At 61.0% G+C, this 1003-nt stretch carries 1 protein-coding gene; it reads left to right on the top strand.

Annotated features, from left to right (window positions below):
• Positions 1-929 (top strand): PHB depolymerase family esterase (locus tag BTH42_RS33850; protein WP_075305523.1); only part of this gene is annotated, 929 nt, incomplete at its 5' end.
• Between the last annotated feature and the right edge of the window lie 74 nt (positions 930-1003).

Below are 1003 nucleotides of genomic sequence, written 5' to 3'. Positions count from 1 at the left end.
CCGTTGCCGTGCCGTTTGACGCGCTGACGATGAAGCGGGGAAAAACACTCAACGCGCGAGAAGCCTGCATTGACGTTGAGGACCGGGGACATTTCAGCACGCATGTGTATTCGAATGCCGCGGGTCGCCGTCGATATCGACTGTATGTGCCGGCGGGAAGCCACGGCGAGCAGCTGCCATTGATCGTGATGTTGCACGGCTGCACACAGAACGCCGACGATTTCGCAGCAGGCACACAGATGAACGTACTGGCTGAGCGGCATCGATTTCTTGTCGCCTATCCGGAGCAGCCACAGCAGGCAAATCCGTCGAAATGCTGGAACTGGTTCAAACCAGACGACCAACATTGCGAACGTGGTGAGCCGTCATTGATCGCGGGCATAACCGGTCAAATCATCGCAGCCCACAACGTCGATCCCATGCGCGTGTACGTCGCAGGCCTTTCCGCGGGCGGCGCGATGGCTGCGATCATGATTGACGCGTATCCCGAACTCTATGCCGCGGCAGGTGTACATTCCGGGCTTCCCGCACGATGCGCACACGATCTTCCTTCGGCGCTCGCGGCGATGAAAGGCGGCAAGCGTTGCGCAGAGGCAGGATCCGGCTTATTGCCGAAAAAACCTCTCATCGTCTTTCATGGCGACTCGGATGCCACGGTTCACATGCGGAACGCCGCACAGCTTGTTCGGGGCTTCGACGCGCAGCCGGATGATGGTCGTGAACAGCGTCCGGCCGATGCAGGCCGACGTGCCTGCACTGTCTCGCGGCTGGTTTCAGCGAATGGCATCGACGCCGAACTGTGGACCGTTCACGGGGCACCGCACGCCTGGGCAGGCGGCAATGCCCGGGGCAGCTACACCGACCCCACTGGACCGGACGCAAGCGCCGAAATGCTGCGATTCTTTCCTGAGCATCCACAGCGGCGATAAGGCAACCCGCCGCGATCTGCGGCTCGGGATTTGCGACCGTTTCGCATACGGAGAAAGCTCCTCGGGAAAGGGAT

The sequence above is a fragment of the Burkholderia sp. SRS-W-2-2016 genome (assembly GCF_001931485.1).
GTDB lineage: Bacteria > Pseudomonadota > Gammaproteobacteria > Burkholderiales > Burkholderiaceae > Paraburkholderia.
The sequence above is the reverse complement of the archived record's forward strand: the minus strand, read 5'-3'. Positions and strand labels throughout refer to the sequence as shown.